Below are 20,716 nucleotides of genomic sequence, written 5' to 3'. Positions count from 1 at the left end.
ATATAAAAAAATAAAAAAACGTATTCCTTATTATTTTTCCTTTTTTGAATCAGAGGAAATAATAGGAATATCTTCAATGCCTTCAACTTCAGCGAAAATATCGTCAATAGTCTCGTTTTCAAGTTTTACTTTTTCGTATTCTATCTCTTCGATTTCCTCGGCGGTGAGACCTTTTTTTTCATCAGGCTTTTCACGTGCAGGAGGAATATCATCGATATTTTCTGATGGTGTGGTTTTAGGTTCAGAATTAGATTTTGATTTTTTAAGACTTTTCTTTAAGTCACCGAAATTGAATTCGCCTATTTTGAAAGATTCCTTGTCTAATGGAATGTTGCTTTTTGGAATGATGTTTTGATCTTCTTTCGGAATATTTTCGGTATTTTCGATTTCTTCATGGTCAATAGAATCTATACTATTGGAAATACCTTGCAGTGGATTCCTCATTCCGATAACTTTGTAAATTCCATAGATTAATAATAGTACTCCAATGATTAGGAAAATTACGGTAATGAAACTGTTTTCTCCAGAAATAACATTGTCAATTACTCTGTCACTGCGAGAACTGAAAATCATTGCACCTATTACGATTAAAATCAAACCTAAAATAGTACTTACTATACCTAAAACAGGGGTCCTGCCGATTCTGGCATTCAGGACATTGTCGAAACTATCGCTTATGTCTCCGGTCAATTCTTCATCTTCATCCTCTGGATTTTCTTCATTAAAACCTTCCTCAACTTTTTTCGGTGTTTTAATTAGAAATTCTTCATCAATAGGATTCTCATCTAAATTAATGGCATGGATATCATCGTTGTCTGGATGATAGATGAATTCATCATCAATTTCCAAATCTTCAAGACTTCCTGTATCGTTGAGGTACTGAATCAATTCGGTGTCCTCTTCGATATCATCATAGTCAATGCCGTCTTCTCCATCCTTGACGGTATCAATCATGTCCTTTAGATTGGAAATTCTATGCTCTTTTTCTTTAGACTCTTTCATATAAAAACCTCAGTCGTATGCTCTCCAAGTATGTTTACATTTGGTACAAGTAAAAATACGTGTAGGTGCTTCATCAGCACTACGAGTTTGTAATAATTTGTAAGTAGCTTTATCATGTCCGCATTCGGGACAGGTTTCGTTTGTAACTGGACCAACGTCTACATCTTCTCCAAGCATTTTGACATTGTCACTTTCCTGGATTTCTTCGGATACCTCATAGTCATTGTTATCCGCCAGATTTTTTTCATGTCCGCAAGAGTTACATTTCAATATTCCATCTTTTGGAAGTAACATTGCGCCACATTCAGGACAAAATTCCATTTAACTCCTCCTTGTTAAACTTATTAATCTTCCTCATTTATGTAATATTTTCTTTAAGATATTTAAATGCATACCTTAAAAACTGCTTTTCGCCTTGTCTAGACAATCTTTAATTATTTTGTCATGGTCAAAAGCAAGATTGATTTCATCTAGATTTTCCTCACGAAAAATTCCGATTTCCTTAGCGTCGTCGTCAGCTTTCATATTTTCCATATTTCCACGAGCAAGATAGACTGCCGTTACAGTATGGCCTCTAGGGTCTCTTCCCGGCTTTGAATAAATATTTACCAATTCATTAAGCTCAATGTCAATGTTGGTTTCTTCCTTTGCTTCTCTAACGGCTGCATCTTCAACAGATTCTCCGTATTCAACATATCCTCCAGGTATCGCCCAGTAATCTTTATACGGTTCGAATTTTCTCTTGATTAAAATAAAGTTAAATTCATCATCAAAAATGAATATGTCTGCTGTAACTGAGGGTTTTTTATATTTGCTCATTAAATCACAATAAAAATAATGGTGAAGCTATAAAGCTTCGTCAATAAGTTTTTTAAATTCTGAACTTTCTTTTTGAAGTTCTTCGGCTGCTTTTTTCAATACTACTCTTGGTCTTTTTCCTCTTTTGGTTTTAATGGTCATTTCAGGTTTTCCGGTAAGAGGGTGATCAATATTATAAACAGCGTATTCAACATCAGGGTCTTGCATGAGGATGTGCCTGAGGGCGTTGAAGACACCATGGCTTTCATCTTCCGCACTGAAAGTTAATTCTAATGTTTTTTCTTCTATGATTTTAAAATTTTCATCCATTATATCAACCTTAATTAATTAACGTAGTTTTTAGAAACTTTTCTTCTTTCTTTTTTGTTGCAAGTATTGCACTGAAGCTCATTTTGCTTTTTAGTGGTGTGCATAAAGTCTCTGCAGCGGGTGCACATTGCTCTTAAAACTCCACAGTCATCATCTACAGTACCTAAATCAACATTATCTCCGGTAATTTTTACTACTTTAGCCTGAATAATGTCTCCTATTCTAAAGGCATCGGATAATTTTTCGAGGTAATCTTTTTTTGCCTGTGATATGTGGATTGCACCCATGTACGGCAATGCCAATGGTCTTGCATTGTCTTTAATGCAGTCTATTTTTACATTGGCTCTTTGAGGTTTGATATCGGTTATTTGTCCATAAACGATATCTCCGACTTTCAATAAAGCAGGTTTAGCATCACTTTGAACAGATATGACCTTCATTTTTTGATTAATTTTAACATTACCAAGTACTGATGACTTTATTTCTCCATTATCGTCATAAGTACCTTCTCCCGGTAGATATTGCTCTATTATTCCTAATTTATCTCCAGGCATTACAATTTGCTCATCTTCCATACTCATATTAAAATCACCAAAATAAAGATTTATAAAAATTTTTATTTAATATAATAAGTTTATTTATATTAGTATTTAAACTATTTGTATCTTTCATGGAATAATATTTCATCTAATTGATAATTTTCCCATTCTCTTTTCTTTAAAACAATTTCAAGTTCTTGTGGAGTTAGCAATGGTTTTTTATACATTTGTGAGTCGTCAATAGCTATTCTAGGACAGGCACTTACCACAAATGCTTCCAATTCCATATATGGCAGCAGCGCATCAGGAGTAACGTTGTCCACCAGAATTATGTATGCCTCCATGCCGGCATCCTGCAGGGTCTTTTTGATTTGCTTTGCAAGCTTCATTCTGTACTGGCCCTCTTTGGAGGATACAAGTATTCCCCATTTTTTTGCACTTCCGGCTTTTGTTATTCTTGCAAACCTTATTCTAAGGATCCTGTCTGCATATTCATCCATTCTCCTGAGTTCATTATTGTATGGATCCAATGCCAGGACGGGGGTGTTTGAAAAGAGATTGATTCCTAAAGGGTGGAAGTTTCCGCTTCCTATAAACAGGAATATTTCCGCATCAAGATTCTTGATTGATGAGAAGTTGCATCCCAAAACCTGTCCCTTTCTGGTTGATTTGGATGAGCCAAGAACGACTTCCTTGCCGTTGTCCTCCAGATAATCCCTGATTTCATTGAGCAGATGGAGGTGCTGTGTTGTGGTTACCAGGCCTATTCTGGAATAGTCCTTAAGGGCATCAAGGCACTGCTTCAGGTTTTCCTTGATGTCTATATCTGCAAAGGCCTCAACGAATATTGTGGGAACCTCATATTTTAGTGGGAGTGGTGTGTGTCCGTAATGAACAATCAAATCAACGGATCCCTTCATCTTATAGTCGCTTACATCACAGGCTCCAAAGCAGGGGTCTCCGGATATTATCACTGTTGCATCTGTTTCCTCTTCAATCCTGCGGGCAATTTTTGTTGCCTGCATTTTGAGTCCTTCGGGAAACTGAAGGCCTACGGTTTCAGCATCCTTGGAGTTGATTTTTCGGATTACCCTATCCAAATCCATGTTATACATTGACATTTTAATCTTCAATTGTGCTTTCGATAACTACCTTGCCATCAATAACATCTAGCTTTACGATTGATAGAACGTCTATGCCGGTTTCCTTTTTGACTATTTTCTTGCCGTCGCCCTTGTCGATTATGGCCACTACGGATTTGAGGTCAAGACCCATATCCTGCAATGTTCTGATTAGCGCAACAAGTGTCCCGCCAGTACTTACCACGTCATCGATGAGAAGTATCCTCTCGCCTTCTTGCAAATCGTTTACATAAAGGTTTGATGAGCCGTAACCTGTTTTCTGATACACTTCCTTTTCGCCAGGAAGACCGTACTGCCTTTTACGGATTACGACAAACGGGATGTCTGTTGCAAGGGATAATGCGGTAGCCAAATGGATTCCCATTGCTTCAACGGCTACGATTTTATCAACATTCAAATCGGCATACTTATGAACAACCAGTGATAATTCCCTAAGCATTAGAGGATTCATTGCAGGTACTCCATCACTTATTGGATTTACAAAGTAGTTGTAATCACCTTTCTTTACTATTGGTGATGATTCCAATGATTTTATTACTTCTTCTAACATGCTATCACAAAAATAATTATAAAAACTTATTATAAATATAAGTATAACTTAATATAATTATATAATTTGCTGAAAATGAATTTTTATAAGAGTGATTACAATGGCAATGCTTGGAAGTTTAGGAGAAAATCTTACTAATACGATGAAAAAATTAGTAGGGATGTCAGTAATCGATAAAAAAACAATTAAAGAGGTTGTAAAAGACATACAACGTGCTTTAATTCAATCTGACGTAAATATTAAATTAGTTTTAGAGTTATCAAAAAAAATCGAGTCAAGAGCTCTTGAAGAGGAACCTCCGAAAGGTATCACTCCAAGAGAACATGTTATAACAATTATCTATGAAGAGATGGTAAACCTGCTTGGCAGTGAAGCGGCAGGTCTAGACATCAATGAAAGGCCATATAAAATTCTGTTTTTAGGGCTTCAGGGTTCAGGTAAAACCACAACCATAGGTAAACTGTGCAGATATTTACAGAAAAAGGGTTTCAATCCTGCGGTCGTATGTACAGACACATGGAGGCCGGCAGCTTATGAACAATTAAGGCAGCTGACTGAAGAAATGGATGTGCCTTTGTACGGAGATCCAAACAACAAGGATGCCCTTGACCTTGCCCGCAAAGGTCTGCAGGAATTCAAAAACAGGAAAGTCATCATTTTCGATACTGCAGGAAGGCACAAGCAGGAAGAGGACCTTATCGCTGAAATGAATGAGCTGGACAATATCATCAATCCGAATGAAGCTATTCTTGTTATTGACGGTACTATCGGTCAGCAGGCCGGTGAACAGGCAAGAGCATTTTCACAGGCAACAGATATCGGTTCAATCATCATTACCAAATTGGACGGTTCAGCAAAAGGTGGGGGTGCAATGTCCGCAGTAGCAGAAACAGGCGCTCCAATCAAGTTCATCGGTACAGGTGAGAGAATCGACGACTTCGAACTCTTCGACCCTGAAAGATTCATTTCAAGACTGCTGGGTATGGGAGACATCAAGTCCCTCATAGAAAAGGCTGAGGAGAACATCGATGAGGATGTTGCAGAAAAGACCATGAACAACATGCTGACAGGTAAGTTCACACTGATGGACATGAAAAACCAGTTTGAAATGATGAACAAGATGGGTCCGATGCAGCAGGTGCTCAACATGATTCCCGGCATGGGAAACAAGATTACAAAAGAGGCATCCAAGATGACAGAGGACAAGATAGACCTCTATAAAATCATGATGTCTTCAATGACCGAAGAGGAAATGTTGAATCCCAAAATCATCAAGCAGTCACGTATAAGAAGGATTGCAAGAGGTTCAGGAGTAGACGAAAGCGAAGTCAAGGAGCTTTTGAAATACTACAACAACACCAAAAAGACAATGAAAGGAATAGGAAAACGTGGCGGCCGTTTAGGTGGCGGCGCAATGAACCGTATGATGGGTCAATTCATGAACAGATAACATGTGGGAATTAGCTAAACAGATTATAAGTGAAACTGACGGCAAAATCTGTAAAAATTGTCTTGGCCGCAAACTGTCCAAAACCGTCGAAGGCTCAAACAATATCGAAAGGGCTAACAAGGCAGCTGAGGAGTTGGGAATTGATTTGGATAATGTGGACTGTGCGGTTTGTGATAACCTATTCGATAAGCTCGACGAAGGCCTTTATGAAAAAATAGACAATAAGATAAATAGGCTGGGTGTCGAGTTCGAAACTTTTCTTGTAGGTTCCAAAATCAGCAAGGATATCCAGGAGAGGGATGAGGAACTTTCCGAAAAGTTCAATCTTGATGTTGAAACCATCAAAAAGGAGGTCAACAGACTTATCGGCCTTGGAATTTGGGAAAGATATGACAAGGAAGCGGAATTCGAAAGTCAGGATATAGTTTTCAACGTTGACCTTACAGGTGAGCCCAAAGTCAGAATTCAGATTAATCCGTTATATATTGAAGGAAAATACAACAAGCTGAAACGTGGAATTCCTCAAACCAAATGGCCATGCACAAAATGCAAGGGAAGGGGCTGTGAGGAATGCAACTACACAGGAAAGCAATATCCAGAATCAGTCGAAGAGCTGATTTCCGAGCATTTCCTGAAATTGACTAAAGGACGTGAAGCAAAATTCCACGGTGCCGGCCGTGAAGACATTGACGTGCTGATGCTTGGTTCCGGAAGACCTTTCGTTTTGGAAATCAAGGAGCCAAAAATCAGAAACATCGATCTGGCTTCGATAGAAGAGAAAATTAATCACATTAACGAAGGCAAAACCTCCTATCATAATCTGCATGTTTGTGAAAGGAGAAGAAAAGCAGAAATCAAACAATCATCTCCTGATACCTACAAGGTCTATAATGCCCTTGTAAAGTGTGACGGCGAAATTGATATGGATAAGCTGGAACAGATAAAAGACTTGAATGAAATCCACCAGCAGACTCCTCAAAGGGTTTTGAGGCGTCGTGCAGATAAAGTGCGCATCAAGCATGTTCTGGATTTGTCTTATGAGATGATAGATGGCACCTCCTTCAATATGCGCATTAAAACCGAAGGGGGATTATACATTAAGGAACTGATTTCCGGTGATGATGGAAGAAGCAAGCCTAACATCAGTGAAATCCTGGGTGTTAATGCTATTTGCGAACAATTGGATGTAATTGAAGTAAGCGAGAAGTAGATATTATGGCAGATGAATTTACACATTTGACAGACAGCGGAGTACATATGGTTGAAGTTGGGGGTAAACCCGATCAAAAAAGAAGGGCCGTTGCAAGCGGCAGCATATTTCTGGATAAACATACAATCAATCTGATTCAAAATGAGGAAATCAAAAAGGGAAACGTTTTAACAACCGCCCAGATTGCAGGAATTCAGGCAGTCAAGAACACCTCTTCAATAATTCCGCTTTGCCATCCGCTGGCATTGACTGGAATAGAGCTGGATTTTGAAGTTGGCGAAGATGAAATCAAGGCAATTTGTGCCGTCAACACTTTAGGCAAAACTGGTGTTGAAATGGAAGCTATTACTGGTGTAAGTGTTGCTTTGCTTACTGTATGGGATATGGTAAAAGCAGTTGAAAAAGATGAGGACGGACAGTATCCGGATACCCGAATCAGTGATATCAAAGTCATCAAAAAGGAAAAAATTTAAACTTTATATACTATGAAAAAAATATTTATATACAATTATTTTTATCAATTAACTTAAAGGGAGATTACTATGGCAAAAAAAGATAATAAGATTTCCATGCCTCAAACAGGTGCAGGATTAGTAAGATATTTTGATGAAGAAAGTGTAGGCCCAAAACTTTCTCCTGAGCATGTTCTCGTGGCTACTGTTATTGTAGCGATACTCTGTTTTGTTTTAAGATATTCCGCTTAAGGATATCCAATAAACAAAAATTTCTACTTTTTTTTATTTATTTGATACTATGTTGACTAAAAGAATTATTCCATGTCTAGACTGTGATTTGCAGGTTACGGAAGGCAGAGTTGTAAAGGGCGTTGAATTTAAGCAAATCAAGTATGCAGGCAATCCTGTTGACCTTGCAACACGCTATTATGAGGAAGGTGCCGATGAAGTTGTAGTATTGGATATTACTGCTTCCCATGAAAGAAGAGCCACTATGGCTGACGTTATTGACAGACTGACAGAAAACGTTTTCATGCCGATTTGTGTCGGCGGAGGAATAAGGAAAGTCGACGATTACATTAAAATGCTTAAGGCCGGAGCGGATAAATGCTCAACAAATACTGCTGCAATCAAAAATCCTGAATTGTTGACTGAAGCTTCAAAGGTTGTCGGATCCCAGGCAGTAGTCATCGGAATCGATGCAAAAAGAAGATATGTCGACCACCCTGACGATGTGCCTGACAAGACAGTTATTGAAACCGATAAGGGATACTGCTGGTTTGACACAAGCATCTACGGCGGACGTGAATTCACAGGCATTGATGCAATACAGTGGGCAATCGAATGTGAAGAGCGTGGAGCCGGCGAAATACTGCTGACAAGTATGGACGGGGACGGAACCCAGAACGGATATGATATTGATTTGAACAAAACCATCAATGATGCTGTTGACATTCCGGTTATAGCAAGTGGCGGTGTCGGAGAACCGAAACATATCCTTGAAGTCTTTGAAAAGACCGATGTTTCAGCAGCTCTTGCGGCCAGCATATTTCATTTTAACCAGTATTCAATAGGTACAGTAAAGCAATACTTGAAAGAAAATAATGTGGCTGTTCGCTTATGATTATCGAATCCCCTATTGATTTGGAGTTAACTCAACTGTCCGGCCAGACTTCACAGCCTCCATGGCGTGAAGTTGACGGTACTTTTTCTAATGTTGTTGATATTGGTGGCAATAAGGTCATTTTCAATGTCAAACAATATGGCGAATTTTTAGATTTCAATTATTCCGGTGACGTTTCGTATAGGCAGGCCAGCGATAAGTTAAATTACATTTTCGATTTGGATTTTGATTTGGATAAATTCTATAAATATCTGGGCAATCATGCCGAGCTGACGGAAATGTCTAAATTCTGCAATGGCTTAAGACTGTTTTTGGCGCCTGATCCCTTTGAATGCGTAATCTCATCGATATGCTCTGCAAACAATTCAATCAAAAGATGGACAAAGTCGATTTCTCAGATAAAGAGGAACTGGGGGGACCATCATGGCGACTACTCCATATTTCCCAAAAGCTCTGATTTATTAGGTGTATATCTGGATGAGGAAGAGGAATCCGATTTATCAGGTGTTTCGGATATTTCAATGTGTACAAATAACCTTAAAGATTGTGGAGTGGGATACAGGGCACCATACATGAGAAGGGCATCTGAAATATTTGCCGATGAAATCAGTATTGGTGAAATATTCAATATGAGCTATGAAGAGGCCTTTGAAACCGTGCTTGAAGTTCCGGGAGTCGGTCCGAAAGTGGCTGACTGCATATTGCTTTATGGATTTAACTTTAGAGAGGCTTTCCCGTCAGATGTATGGATAAAGCGCATAGTTTCCCATTTGTATTTTGATGGAAAGGATATCAGTGTGGCCAGGGTTCGTGATTTTGGAATGGAGGAGTTCGGCGACAATGCAGGTTATGTCCAGCTTTATTTGTTCCATTATGCAAGGAAATCCGGCCTGATGAATAAACTCAAATAATATAAAATTTAAATAATATCTCAATGGAGAATAAAAATTTAATCTTAATAATTTGTACGGTATTGTCATTTTTCACTGTTTTTGCTGTCAATGCAGTCACTATAGTCGTTCCATCCATTGCAGCAGAATTTCATATGAGCAATATCGTTCAAAATTGGGTTACAATTATCTTTTTATTGGTCGTGGCGGTTCTTTCAGTTCCGGCAGGCCAGATTTCAGGAAAATATGGGCTTAAGAAAGTCACATGTGTAAGCATAGTTCTATTTATCATAATTTCCATAGTCAATGTGCTTGTCACATCACAGGAGCAGTTCCTTGCATGCAGGCTGATTTTAGGAATTTCTCTTTCTTTTATTAATGTCACTTCAATGGCGATGATTGTGAACGCTTTTCCTGCCGAAGAGCGCGGAAAGGCATTGGGCATAAACATTACCGGTGTTTATGTAGGTCTTTCACTGTCTCCTGTCATCGGCGGAATCCTGAACTATAACTTAGGATGGAAATCCGTAGTGCTTTTTGGCGTTCCCTTCCTGTTTGTTATTTTGGCTTTGCTTTTAACTAGAATAGATGAAGAATGGAGTTCCTTTGAAAACATTCCTCTCGACATCAAAGGATCATTTGCCTACGGAATAGGAATGGTGCTGTTCATGTACGGATTTACTATTCTAAACACTCCGCTTGGAATATTGCTGGTCGTTTTGGGTATAATAATTCTGGTAATATTCGCATTGATTGAGCTGAAACAGAAATATCCCGTATTTGATGTCAGATTTTTCAAAAATAACAAGTTCCTGTCTGCCAACTTCGCATCTCTGTGCGCATACCTAGCTACATATGCCGTAATGACAATACTCAATTATCACCTTCAATACATCAAGGGTTTTGATTCACAGACTGCAGGAATGATATTGCTTGTAGCACCATTGTGTCAGGTAGTGCTAGCTCCAATTGCCGGAAGATTGTCAGATAAGTTTGTACCACAAATCCTGGCAGCTATTGGAATGGCTTTAGGTACCCTGTCACTTTTCCTGTTTTCATCTCTTGACAGCACCACTTCAATGGGATTTCTGGTTGTATCTATGATAGCCTATGGTATAGGCTTTGGACTGTTCTCGCCTCCGAATACGAATGTCATTATGGGATCTGTGCCTCCAAAAGACACTTCAGTCGCATCAGCTTCAGTTGCAACAATGCGTACAGTTGGCCAGGCAATGAGTATGGGAATACTGACATTGGTATTTGCATTCGTAATGGGAAATGTGCCTATAATAGAACAGTACTATCCTCTTTTGATAACCAGCTGTCAGATAACCTGCTTGATTTCAATGCTGCTTTGCGTTGCATCTGTGTTTGCATCCCTTGTCGGCTTCAAGTCAAATGCATAGGATTGTTTTGGGATTTGGGAAGTATGCATTTTTTCACTGCATCTCTTAGCTGAGAGTGTGCTTTTCATACTTTTGAACTTAACTGGATAAGTTTATTCATATTATATATGAAATTTTTTACTTTCAGGTAATGTGATGGGAAAAGAATGTTCATTTACATACTTTTATTTTTTTTTATTTCATTTTTTTTTAATAATATATTCAATAAGAATATTTTTAATTTTAAAGTTCAATAATATTCTTATAATATTATTTTACTAATTGGTATAATATTCATTACTTTTGATACAATTGATTAATAAAATAAGCTAAAAATTATACGAATTTCACCAATATATCATATGTTTATATAAGATGAGGAAGATAATTAATCATGATTTATTCCCTAATTTGTTTCGTTGTTTTATAATAGGGTCTTAACGGAGGTGAGAAAGGAAATGAAAAATCAAAACAACATAATAATATTTTTAGCTTTTCTAATAATATTATTATTAATACCTACAGTTTGTGCTTCGGATTTAAATAACGCTGTAGATCCTATTTCACTTTCATCTGCTGATGCCGATACTACTGTCAGCATGCAATCGGGCAGCAGTGATGTTGATGAAGTTACTAACTCACCTCTTAGTTTGGCAAAAGCTGATAATTCAACTGTAGAACTTGATTCAAATCATGTCCTTAAGGCCACCAATAATGATATATTGGCTGCTGATTCAGGGTCATTCAGTCAATTAAAAGGCTTAATTGACAGTACTTCTGCTGGAGGTACTCTTGAATTGAATAAAAGTTATATTAATAGTGCAGGTAGTTCTGCAATTTCAATAGGAAAGGGTATCACGATTGACGGTAAGGGATTTTCAATCGATGCATCCGGCAAGAGCAGAATATTCACTACCTCTGCTGCTGTTAATAACTTAATATTGAAAAACATAGTTTTCAAGAATGCTAATTTTAATGGTAATGGGGGTGCGTTATACTTTGGAAGTAATCTGAATTATTTGGTTATTGAAAATTGTACTTTCTTAAATTGTACTTCTAAAGGCCATGGTTCTGCTATTTATTTCAATCGACCGGTAAAAAATTCAAATATATTCGCTAAATTTATTGATAATCGTGCAGGAAATCAAGCCACTATTTATGCGGGTACTTCTACTGTTTTTGATAAGTGTAATTTTAATCTTACTTTTATCAACAACACTTCAAGACAAGCTACTGGGGTAAAATTCTATGGTGATGTTACAAACTCAGTATTCCAGCTTAATTTAATTGGAAATAAAGCTGTTCAATATTGTTCCGGCGTATATTTAGATCAAAAAGCCGTGAATGTTAACATTACAGGTACTTTTATAAATAACACTGCAGGTCAAAATGGTGAACCTGGAAGTGGAGGGGCTCTATATTTCAGGTATCCTGAAAATGTAAATATTGAGGGTACATTCATAGGAAACAAGGCTTTAACCAGATATTCAGGTGCAATCCATTTTCAAGATACTGCAAAGAGTGTGAATATTAACGGATACTTTAAAGATAACTATGCATGTTTTGAAGGCGGAGCTATCTATTTCCAGGGTCCGGCAGATGACATTCATATAAACGGTACTTTCATCAATAACACCGCTGATGGTATTGGTGGCGGAGCTATTGAAATGACTAAAAATGTGATAAATTCAATAATTACAGGTAATTTTATCAGTAATAATGGTAAAAACGGTTCTGCTATACGAATGGGTCAAAATTCTAAGGGTAATACGATAAATGCCGTATTCAATGACAATTCAGCTACACTTGGTACTGTATATTTGAATGGATCTTCCGATATTCGTATCAAGGCAAACTTTACCGGTAATGTTGCTGATTATGGTGGTGCCATTTATTCCACCGGATCTGAAATGATGCTTTCAGATTCATCCTTTGACGGCAATAAGGCTATTAACGGAAGTGCCATATATCTTGACGGAGGTTCTAAATTATCTGCCGACAGTGTAACATTTGGTGATAACCAGGCTTATTCATACATATTGCCTATCGTCTATAATACTGCCCATGTAGGTGCGGTATTATATGGTGGAGACAACATATTGAATGCGATACACAATAACTGCATTTCTTCAAATGTCATGATTGATGGTGTTGCTGTAGTCGATGGTGCTGATAAAAGTCAAGGGGGCACTGTTGTTTATCAGGATGCCCGTGAACGTAATCAAGAGGTCACACTCAGCATATATGACAGTTCAACTGATTCAACAAGCATTGTTGAGGCTGTAACTGACATATACGGTAAGGTTAGCGTTCCTCATGGTATCAAGGATGATTACTGGTATATTATTTCAGAAAATCACCCCGAAGACATGCAATACACTGGAATCTTCAACACTACAGGCATTCATATAACTCCTGGACTTAATCTGCTCAATCATACAATGTATGAAGGCAGCCTCAAGGAACAAAAATTAATTTCAGGATTGTTCGATGAAAATCTAACTTTCATTGCCGATGCCAGTACAGTAAAATATTATGTGATTGTTGACGGCGTTTACACATTGCTTGGAAACTCTCACACTAACGGTATGGGTGTTTCAAAAATATTTGAAAGTTCAGTACTTAGGAATCTCAAGTCTGGAAAATACACTCTGTTTGCCAATTACACAAATGAGAACGGCAAATATGAGATATGCAATACAACTGCAACCTTGACAGTCTTGCCTCGCCAGTTCCATGTGACAAAAGTTCTTGTTAACACTGAGGGCATTCATTTGGATGATGTGATATACTTCAATATTACCTTCTATAATGATGTTGATGAGGAAATTACAAAGTTATATGCTGTTGATGATTATCCGTCAGCTATTGAATTCAACAAAAGTGTTAAATTGTCTGGATGGCATTTTGACGGAGATAAGTTGGTTTCAGATAATCCTTTGCCGGCCAATTCAAGCGTGAGTTTGATCTTGCCGTTTAAGGCGGCCAAGATAGGCAATTTCGCCAATAAGGTAGTGATGTATGCAAACTTTGACAGGCTATCAAATTCATCAGAATGCAATTTTGAAATCTTGCCAAGTCCAAACATGACTGTAGCCAAATCTTTAGAGACTAAAGGAACCATTTACGATATTTCCCAAATCATGTTTAAGGTTACCGTTAAAAATACAGGTGATATCGCTTTGAAAGGTGCTTACATAGTTGATTATGAAAACATCGCAGGATTGATATTCGACCGCCATTCCGACGGTTGGACTATGACTCGGATGGGTGACGGCAGAATTAAATTCTCATTGAAGAATACACTTGGTATTAACGAAACCGCCAGCATTGAGCTTTACTATAATGCTACCAAAGCAGGCCACATTACCAACAATGCTTCAGCATTATGTGAATATCCAGAAGTCAACGTAACTGATTCAGCAGATGTTGAAGTAATTCCATATCTTCCTAATTTAAAAATTACAAAGCATGTTGGAACTACTGAAACAAAATATGTCGGCAATCAGATTGTTTATCATATTTCCGTTGAAAATACTGGAAATGCAATTTTAGACGGCGTTTATTTCATTGAAGATGCATATACAGACGGTTTGGTTTATAACAGCTTTAAAAATGATGTAGGTACATGGATTCAAACAAAACTTGACTCAAAAAGATATAAGTTCACATTAAACCAATCAGCAGGTATAGGAATGAGATATTCCGCATACTTGTACTTCAATCTTACAAGTTCCGGATTCAAAAACAATACTGTTGTTGCAGGTCATAACAATACCATGAATTTAGCTAATGCTACCTGTGGAGTGGAAGTTCTGCCGTTCAGGCCTAGCGTTTCAATCGAAAAGGACAGGCTTTCCAATTGGGAAGTTTTACCAAATTCATTAGTGAGATTTGTTGTTGAAGTAACCAACACAGGTAACACTGACTTGAGGAATTTCTATTTCGTTGAAGAGTTCGCCAACGGTTTGGTCTACGTCAAATCCGACAGGGATAAATTCTGGAATGCTTTTACTACTTCTGATGGAAAATTAGCATTCGAATTAAATCATACTTTCGAAATGGGTGAAACCGCTTTGATTGATGTGATATTCAATGCAACTAAATTGGGTAATCATACCAATAAGGTAGTGGCTTATTATAGCAATGCAAGCAATTTATACAATCCGGTACTTTTAAATACAAGCAGTGATTGGGTTTATGTAAATGAAACAGTTTCACCTTATCCTGAAGGAAGTAACCACAATATTTCAGTAGTGAAAACTCTACTCACCCATGGGGATATTCATTTGGGTGATACTGTACACTATGAAATTGTCGTTCACAATATTGGTAATGCAACAATTACTGATTTGGAATTGGTTGATGAAACTTATCCTAATTTGAAATTCAGTCATTGGGACGAGGCTATGCATTGGACTCTTACTCAGCAAGGTAACAGGCTGACATTGAAATACAATAATGACCTTCCGGTAAGGGATTATGCTAAGGTAATTCTTTATTTCAACGTTACTAAAATCGCAAACATTTCAAATACCGTAAAGGCCTCATGGAATGTGGGCAGAAATACAACTTCCTATACCACTCCGGATAAGGAAGTTTTACCGAAATATGACATGATAATATCCAAATATCTTGAGAATAAGGGTGTAATCTATGAAGGCGATCAGGTAATCTTCAAAATTGAAATTATCAATACTGGAGATGTTGATTTAAGTAATGCATTCTTTGTGGACTATAAGGATATTGACGGTTTGGTCTATGACCATTTCATATATAATGAAGATTGCTGGGATGCTGTAGATTCAGGAGGAATGGTCAAATTCAGTTTGAAACATCCTCTTGCGATTGGTGAAAATCATGTAATCGAACTTGTCTACAATGCTACAAAACCCGGCAACTTTACAAATAAGGCTATTGCCGGTTGTGAAGATGAAGATGTGAAACCAAGCAGCTCTGTAAAAGTTGAAGTATTGCCGTATAATCCATATGTGAAAATTCATAAGGTACTTGTAAGCGGTGATTTGGTATATGCAGGCAATCAGGTAGCTTATCACATTATTCTCGAAAATACAGGTGATGTCGTATTGGACAACATCTACTTTATTGAAGACGACTACGGTGATTTGGTATTTGACCACTTCAGAAAATCTGTAGACAATTGGACCATGGAAAAACTTGACGGCATCAGGTACAAGTTTACCCTGAACGAAAAAGTGGCTCCTGGCGAAGATTTCGGTTTAACACTGTACTTCAACACTACTACTGCAGGATTTAAGAACAATACTGTAATTTCCGGATTCAACGGCGATATGGACTGTGAAAATACAACATGCGGCGTAAATGTATTGCCTCGCAATGTTGCAATTGACCTTGAAAAGATTAAATATGAAACCGATAGAATCATTACTGTCGGTGAACTTGCTAAATTCCGTATTGTAATAATCAACGAAGGAAACATTGCTTTGGATAATGTTTATTTCATCGAAAACATTCCTGACGGTTTGGAATACCTGTATTCCGACCAGAATGTATCATGGACAGTATCCAAAATAAGCGACAATAAGTACAAATTTACTTATGGCAGAACTTTGCTTCCTAATGATATGGCAACCATTTTGCTTGTATTCAATACAACAAGCGAGGGTGTCAAAAACAATACAGTAACTGGCGGATATGACAATAATATTGAATTGGCCAATGCATCAGACTACATAAACGTTACACACAAACACGTTCCTGATGTGGAAGGTGACAATTCCAATATTACAGTTGAAAAATATCTGCTCACTCAAGGCAGAGTCTATGTTGGAGACAAAGTGCTCTATGAAATCAGAGTTCACAATATCGGAGACAAACATCTTGAATCTATGGAGTTATCCATTCAGGAATTGCCTTGTGAAAACCTTGTTTATGCAGGTTGGGAAAGTGCCAGTTCCTGGATTTTCAATGAATCAACATTGACATTTACCTTAAATCGTTCAATCAGTGTGCGCGGTTATGCGGCTCTGCATGTGTACTTTAATGTAACCGGCCCTGGTGCCATTACCAATGCGGTAAATGCAACTTGGAACGGAGGCAAAAACAAAACAAGTGTTAATGCCACAGCAAAAGAGGTTTTACCTTACGAACCAAACATAACTGCTACAAAAGTGTTGGTTAAGGACATGGCATTTGTTGGAGACCTAGTCATTTATGAGGTAGTCATCAAAAACACAGGAAACGTTAATTTGGATTCCATTTTCTTCATTGAAAAAGAATGGGGAGATGTCCTTGTATTTGATCACTACACTACCGATGATGACTGGATATACAATGAAACTTCAAATACATTCAGATTGAACTATTCATTGACAGATGATGACGTATCCACAGTATTGCTTTACTTTAGAGCTATTGCTGAAGGAAACATTGCAAATTCAATCGCAGCTGGATTCAACGGTACCATTGTTACTAATGCAACCAGTAAAAACGTTACTGTAATGGATAAAACCATTAACATGACCACTACTAAAATCTCATTAGAAAGAAACGGTGTTATCATTGGAAACCAAGCAAGATTCGAATTCAGAATTGTCAATACTGGAACCGTTGATTTGTACAACGTATTCATCCGTGAAGATAACTTCTCTGAAGGTTTAGTTTACGACTCAATAAGATCAGATGTTCCTTGGACTTATGATGCAAGTACAAAAACATTCATCCTGGATAAATTGGAAGCAGGTGATTTCACTACTGTTCACCTAATATTCAACACTACTGCTACTGGTCTCATGACCAACAACGCTACATACGGTTACAATGATACCGTTATGGGCAATGCTGTAGCTGCCGTTGAAGTATTTGATGAAACCCCTAAGATTTCAGTTGAGAAAATTACCCTGACCAACAATACCCAAATCGGTGAAGATGTACTGTTCAAAGTCAATATCACAAACGTAGGAGATTTTGACATAAGAAACCTTACAGTTGTTGAAATTTATTCCGCAGGTCTTGAATTGGTGTCTGTTGAAGGCGCTGAATCATGGAAACAATCCAAAGACCCACAAGGAAATGATGTATTCACATACGACGGCCTCTTTAAGGCAGGTCAAAATGCTGTGCTTACATTCAAATTCAAATCAACTGTCGGTGGATTATTAAATAATACTGTAAACGTATTTGCTGATAAATTGGATTCAGTCACTGCAAGCAACTCAACCGATGTGATTCACAACTCAAACATTACTGTTGGCCCTGTCAGTGGAAGTCCTGGCAAAAAGGTAACTATAACTGCTGTTATTACTGATGAAACTGGAAAACCACTTCCTGATGGTACTGCTACTTTGAGCCTCAATGGTGTCAAGTACACCGCTGATGTTTCGAATGGTGTTGTAACATTTAAAGGTGTTGTTTTACCAGGTCCTGGAAATTATACAGGATTAATAACTTACTCCGGTGATAATTTATGCAATCCGTCAGAAACTACAATTGATGTACTTGTATCCAAATTGGATACCACTATCAGAGCTCTTGACATTGTTGGTTATCCGGGTGATGTTGTTGATATCGTTGCTGTCGTATTGGATGAAAACGGCAACCCAGTATTAAGCGGTATAGCTATTTTGGAAGTCAGTGATAAGATTGCTGATATCAGCAAGAGTGCTGCCGGTGAATACACAGCCAAAGTTGTAAACGGTAGAGCTGTTTTCAAGAATGTTGTGTTATCCGGGCCAGGTATCTACAAAGGGTACCTGTCATATCTTGGTGATGGAATCTATAGTCCTTCCAACAATACAATGAAAATCACAGTATTAAAAGTTCCGGTCGACATATCTGTAGAAGTTCCTTCTTCAGCAAAACCTGGAGAAACTGTAATGATTACTGTTAAGGTCATTCCTAAAGACGATTCAATATTCAACGGTATTGTTGATGTTGTATTGCCTGACGGAACAGTCAAAAAAGTGAAAATTACTGACGGCTTTGGAACTGTCTCTTGGACTATTCCAAAAGACTTCAATGCAGGTAATTATACTATTAAAGTAATATTCGGTGGTGATGATTATTATTATTCCGGTAATGCTTCCACAAACATGGAAGTAGTAAAAGACAACAGATCTAAACCAATAAAAAACGAAACAGATGATTATAAGGAAAATAAAGTTGCTCCGCATAATATTGCTAAACATGAAACCGGTAATCCGATTTACATACTGCTTGTGATTTTAAGTATTATGGGATTAATGCCATTAAGACGCAAATAAAATTAAACACGGGGGAGTCTTCAACTCCCTTTTATTTCTTTTTTTTTTAAGGATTTTTTTTAAAGATTTAAATTTTTTCCCGATTATTCTGCAATGTTTCAAATGTAACTTTTCGAATTTCATGCAGATGGGGTTCCAATCTTCTTTCATTATTTTTAATATGGCTATGATTTAACCGAGGTTTACTTGGTTTGATTATAATTTACATCGTCGGTTTTGACATTAACATCGACGTTTCCCGCTTTTGCTTTCAAAATGTATTGGAGGATATACATGCTGCAGATTCGCTTTGTGAAATTGGTAAAAAAAGAATGGTTGGCAGATGCCCTCTGGCACCTGCTTTATACTATTTTAAGTTTTACAGCTGTCTTTTCATCTACTCTTCCGGTTATTTTTAGTTTTTTGTCTTTTTGGTATTGTTTGACTGCTTGTTGTGTCCAGATGTGGTATATTCCGTCTATTTTTAGGTAGTGTCCGTAGGCTGTGGTGTAGTATCCGTTGTTTTTAAGTGCTTTTTGGATTTTTTTGACCATTTGGTGGTTTTTGCTTCCGTATGATATGGTTTGGAATGTTGTTTTTACTGTCAGTTTTATTTTTTTGGTTATTTTGTTGTAGTTTTTGTTTCCTGTGTATTTTATGAGTGCGTTGGTTGTTTTTGTTAGTTTTATTTTGAATGTTGCTGTTCCTTTGTTGTTTGTTGTTGTTTTGTATGTTGTTTTTCCGATTTTTAGTTGGATTTGGGCTTTTTTCATTGGTTTTCTTTGGTTGTCTTTGAGTGAGACTTGGTATTTTTTGTTTTTGTTGTTGGATTTGAATGTTTTGTTTTTTGCGTTTATTTTTGGTGTTGCTTTTTTGATGATTATTTTTGTTGTTTTTTGTGTGGCTTTGTGTGTTTCGTTTCCGGTATAGGTTATTTTTAGTGTGTATGTTTTTGGTGTCCATTTTTTGGTGTTTATTTTGATTTGGCCGTTTTTGTTGGTGGTGTATGTTTTTTGTGTGTTTATTTTTATTTTTGCTCCTGTTATTGGTTTGTTTTTGTTGTCTTTTAGTGTTATTGTTAGGTATTTGTTGGTGTTGTATGTTGTTTTTATGTTTGGTGCGGTTATTTTTGTTTCAATCTTGTTTACTGTGACCATTATGTTTGTGCTAGCAGTATTATGATTAACATCTGGTATTGTTGTTATGGTTAGTTTGTATGTTCCTGGTTTTTGGTTGTAGACTGTTATTGTGTTGTTTTCGATTTTCAGGTTTCCTTTTTCTATTGTTGCGGTGAATCCTGTGGCTCCGGTGTAGTTTACTGTTGTGGTTCCTGTTGATTCGTATGTGTATGTGATATTATTGGCTTTTATTGTTGAATCCACTTTGTTTATTGTGATTGTGGCTGTTTTTGTTATGCTGTTGTGGTTTTTGTCTGGTATTGTTGTTACTGTTAAGGTGTATGTTCCTGCGTTGAGTATTGGTATTGGTATGGTGTTTCCTTTGAATATTATTAATTCATCGTTTAGTTTTGCGGTTATTCCTTCTGCTCCTTCGTAGGTTACGTTGATGTTGGTGGTTGTTCCGTAGTTGGTTTCGGTGTTATTGATGTTGAGTGTGGAG

General features: G+C 37.3%; 16 protein-coding genes. 8 read left to right on the top strand and 8 right to left on the bottom strand.

Annotation, left to right across the window (positions count from 1 at the left end; all coding sequences use genetic code 11):
* Positions 1 to 30: 30 nt before the first annotated feature.
* The 7 genes from QZV68_RS02845 to hpt all read right to left on the bottom strand — a co-directional run bounded on the left by QZV68_RS02845 (position 31) and on the right by hpt (position 4,361).
* Positions 31 to 1,002 (bottom strand): DUF308 domain-containing protein, encoded by a 972-nt coding sequence (locus tag QZV68_RS02845; RefSeq protein WP_296878397.1) that lies wholly within the window; start codon positions 1,000 to 1,002, stop codon positions 31 to 33.
* 9 nt (positions 1,003 to 1,011) lie between these two features.
* Positions 1,012 to 1,323, bottom strand: a complete 312-nt coding sequence (locus QZV68_RS02840) for a transcription factor S (protein ID WP_296878395.1) — start codon at positions 1,321 to 1,323, stop codon at positions 1,012 to 1,014.
* A gap of 75 nt (positions 1,324 to 1,398) precedes the next feature.
* Positions 1,399 to 1,821, bottom strand: a complete 423-nt coding sequence (locus QZV68_RS02835; protein WP_296878393.1) for an NUDIX hydrolase — start codon at positions 1,819 to 1,821, stop codon at positions 1,399 to 1,401.
* A gap of 27 nt (positions 1,822 to 1,848) precedes the next feature.
* Positions 1,849 to 2,133, bottom strand: a complete 285-nt coding sequence (locus tag QZV68_RS02830) for a DNA-directed RNA polymerase subunit L (protein ID WP_363136871.1) — start codon at positions 2,131 to 2,133, stop codon at positions 1,849 to 1,851.
* Between the two features lie 11 nt (positions 2,134 to 2,144).
* On the bottom strand, positions 2,145 to 2,711 hold the full coding sequence (locus tag QZV68_RS02825; RefSeq protein ID WP_296878372.1) for an exosome complex RNA-binding protein Csl4: 567 nt from the start codon (positions 2,709 to 2,711) through the stop codon (positions 2,145 to 2,147).
* 74 nt (positions 2,712 to 2,785) lie between these two features.
* A complete protein-coding gene (dph2, locus tag QZV68_RS02820; protein ID WP_296878370.1) occupies positions 2,786 to 3,790 on the bottom strand; it encodes a diphthamide biosynthesis enzyme Dph2 in 1,005 nt (334 codons plus the stop codon).
* A 1-nt stretch (position 3,791) separates the two neighbouring features.
* Positions 3,792 to 4,361 (bottom strand): hypoxanthine/guanine phosphoribosyltransferase, encoded by a 570-nt coding sequence (hpt, locus tag QZV68_RS02815; RefSeq protein WP_296878368.1) that lies wholly within the window; start codon positions 4,359 to 4,361, stop codon positions 3,792 to 3,794.
* A gap of 100 nt (positions 4,362 to 4,461) precedes the next feature.
* Here hpt and QZV68_RS02810 point away from each other — a divergent pair, with 100 nt between their 5' ends.
* The 8 genes from QZV68_RS02810 to QZV68_RS02775 all read left to right on the top strand — a co-directional run bounded on the left by QZV68_RS02810 (position 4,462) and on the right by QZV68_RS02775 (position 19,117).
* Positions 4,462 to 5,811, top strand: coding sequence for a signal recognition particle protein Srp54 (locus QZV68_RS02810; protein WP_296878366.1), 1,350 nt, complete (start codon positions 4,462 to 4,464; stop codon positions 5,809 to 5,811).
* Position 5,812: 1 nt separating this feature from the next.
* On the top strand, positions 5,813 to 7,021 hold the full coding sequence (locus QZV68_RS02805; protein WP_296878364.1) for a tRNA pseudouridine(54/55) synthase Pus10: 1,209 nt from the start codon (positions 5,813 to 5,815) through the stop codon (positions 7,019 to 7,021).
* Between the two features lie 5 nt (positions 7,022 to 7,026).
* Positions 7,027 to 7,494 (top strand): cyclic pyranopterin monophosphate synthase MoaC, encoded by a 468-nt coding sequence (gene moaC / locus QZV68_RS02800; protein WP_296878362.1) that lies wholly within the window; start codon positions 7,027 to 7,029, stop codon positions 7,492 to 7,494.
* A gap of 69 nt (positions 7,495 to 7,563) precedes the next feature.
* Positions 7,564 to 7,725, top strand: a complete 162-nt coding sequence (locus QZV68_RS02795) for a preprotein translocase subunit Sec61beta (protein ID WP_296878360.1) — start codon at positions 7,564 to 7,566, stop codon at positions 7,723 to 7,725.
* Between the two features lie 49 nt (positions 7,726 to 7,774).
* Positions 7,775 to 8,599, top strand: coding sequence for an imidazole glycerol phosphate synthase subunit HisF (gene hisF, locus QZV68_RS02790; protein WP_296878358.1), 825 nt, complete (start codon positions 7,775 to 7,777; stop codon positions 8,597 to 8,599).
* On the top strand, positions 8,596 to 9,510 hold the full coding sequence (locus tag QZV68_RS02785; RefSeq protein WP_296878356.1) for a DNA glycosylase: 915 nt from the start codon (positions 8,596 to 8,598) through the stop codon (positions 9,508 to 9,510). The genes hisF and QZV68_RS02785 overlap by 4 nt, the downstream gene beginning before the upstream one ends.
* Positions 9,511 to 9,533: 23 nt before the next feature.
* The gene (locus QZV68_RS02780) at positions 9,534 to 10,895 is read left to right on the top strand and encodes an MFS transporter (protein WP_296878354.1); all 1,362 of its coding nucleotides are present in this window, start codon (positions 9,534 to 9,536) and stop codon (positions 10,893 to 10,895) included.
* Between the two features lie 437 nt (positions 10,896 to 11,332).
* Positions 11,333 to 19,117: a hypothetical protein gene (locus tag QZV68_RS02775; protein WP_296878352.1), complete on the top strand. Its 7,785-nt coding sequence runs from the start codon at positions 11,333 to 11,335 to the stop codon at positions 19,115 to 19,117.
* A gap of 341 nt (positions 19,118 to 19,458) precedes the next feature.
* Here QZV68_RS02775 and QZV68_RS02770 read toward each other — a convergent pair.
* Positions 19,459 to 20,716 (bottom strand): peptidoglycan-binding domain-containing protein (locus QZV68_RS02770; protein WP_296878350.1); only part of this gene is annotated, 1,258 nt, incomplete at its 5' end.

It is taken from the genome of uncultured Methanobrevibacter sp. (assembly GCF_902801725.1).
Taxonomy (GTDB): Archaea; Methanobacteriota; Methanobacteria; order Methanobacteriales; family Methanobacteriaceae; genus Methanocatella.
Note: the sequence above shows the minus strand (reverse complement) of the source record. Positions and strands in the feature narration are given on the sequence as shown.

What these genes read in the sequence shown, in the direction of transcription:
- QZV68_RS02845 (WP_296878397.1), bottom strand. Translation starts at nt 1,002, where the DNA reads ATGAAAGAGTCTAAAGAAAAAGAGCATAGAATTTCCAATCTAAAGGAC.
- dph2 (WP_296878370.1), bottom strand. Translation starts at nt 3,790, where the DNA reads ATGTCAATGTATAACATGGATTTGGATAGGGTAATCCGAAAAATCAAC.
- QZV68_RS02785 (WP_296878356.1), top strand. Translation starts at nt 8,596, where the DNA reads ATGATTATCGAATCCCCTATTGATTTGGAGTTAACTCAACTGTCCGGC.
- QZV68_RS02780 (WP_296878354.1), top strand. Translation starts at nt 9,534, where the DNA reads ATGGAGAATAAAAATTTAATCTTAATAATTTGTACGGTATTGTCATTT.
- QZV68_RS02795 (WP_296878360.1), top strand. Translation starts at nt 7,564, where the DNA reads ATGGCAAAAAAAGATAATAAGATTTCCATGCCTCAAACAGGTGCAGGA.
- hpt (WP_296878368.1), bottom strand. Translation starts at nt 4,361, where the DNA reads ATGTTAGAAGAAGTAATAAAATCATTGGAATCATCACCAATAGTAAAG.
- hisF (WP_296878358.1), top strand. Translation starts at nt 7,775, where the DNA reads ATGTTGACTAAAAGAATTATTCCATGTCTAGACTGTGATTTGCAGGTT.
- QZV68_RS02805 (WP_296878364.1), top strand. Translation starts at nt 5,813, where the DNA reads ATGTGGGAATTAGCTAAACAGATTATAAGTGAAACTGACGGCAAAATC.
- QZV68_RS02810 (WP_296878366.1), top strand. Translation starts at nt 4,462, where the DNA reads ATGGCAATGCTTGGAAGTTTAGGAGAAAATCTTACTAATACGATGAAA.
- QZV68_RS02825 (WP_296878372.1), bottom strand. Translation starts at nt 2,711, where the DNA reads ATGAGTATGGAAGATGAGCAAATTGTAATGCCTGGAGATAAATTAGGA.
- QZV68_RS02835 (WP_296878393.1), bottom strand. Translation starts at nt 1,821, where the DNA reads ATGAGCAAATATAAAAAACCCTCAGTTACAGCAGACATATTCATTTTT.
- QZV68_RS02775 (WP_296878352.1), top strand. Translation starts at nt 11,333, where the DNA reads ATGAAAAATCAAAACAACATAATAATATTTTTAGCTTTTCTAATAATA.
- moaC (WP_296878362.1), top strand. Translation starts at nt 7,027, where the DNA reads ATGGCAGATGAATTTACACATTTGACAGACAGCGGAGTACATATGGTT.
- QZV68_RS02840 (WP_296878395.1), bottom strand. Translation starts at nt 1,323, where the DNA reads ATGGAATTTTGTCCTGAATGTGGCGCAATGTTACTTCCAAAAGATGGA.